This window comes from Latilactobacillus graminis DSM 20719, assembly GCF_001436415.1.
Classification (GTDB): domain Bacteria; phylum Bacillota; class Bacilli; order Lactobacillales; family Lactobacillaceae; genus Latilactobacillus; species Latilactobacillus graminis.
Window position 1 is genome coordinate 1 of sequence record NZ_AYZB01000038.1, and the last position, 524, is coordinate 524.

2 protein-coding genes are annotated in these 524 nt (G+C 38.0%); one reads left to right on the top strand and one right to left on the bottom strand.

Translation table 11 applies throughout. The features are described from left to right. Window positions 1-6: 6 nt before the first annotated feature. Window positions 7-171 (top strand): hypothetical protein, encoded by a 165-nt coding sequence (locus FC90_RS09640; RefSeq protein ID WP_420843271.1) that lies wholly within the window; start codon window positions 7-9, stop codon window positions 169-171. 12 nt (window positions 172-183) lie between these two features. On the opposite strand, the gene FC90_RS09495 is transcribed toward FC90_RS09640, so the two are convergent. After that, complete coding sequence (locus tag FC90_RS09495; RefSeq protein WP_162258685.1) at window positions 184-360, bottom strand: hypothetical protein; 177 nt, start codon at window positions 358-360, stop codon at window positions 184-186. Window positions 361-524 lie beyond the last annotated feature (164 nt).

Consider the following 524-nt stretch of genomic DNA (forward strand, 5'->3'; position numbering starts at 1 on the left):
TTCCGAGTGACCAAGGAACAATTTAAAAAAATTTCAGTATTAGCAAAACAAGCTAATATGACCGTTAATGAATGGACACGGCACCAGGCGCTAGGGACAAAGGTAACTCCCACATTGATTCAGGTTGGGACATCGATCGATGAGTTTTTATCACAAAAAAGCACCCGATAAAGGGTGCTTCCATTAATGTATAAGTGAATTTGTAACGCTTATATAAACTTGCAACAATTTGAATATTGCAGCACCAACAACCAGGGCAATCAGTGTAATTATTTTAAGTTCTTTGACCGTTAATGGTTCTTCAGTATCAAAAATATTATTTAGAAGGCTTAGGCTGCCGTTTATCAACGTATTTTTCATTATGCCCACCGCGTTTCATTATATTTATTAGCTGGATTGAATTCTTGCAAGTAGCTGTAACCAAGGTCACTTTTCACGCCAAGTCTTGTAAACCGCTTCATAACGGGCTTTTCGTCAGGTCTTGAGAATTCGTCTTTGACTGGTTCCACAATTGAACTCATAGT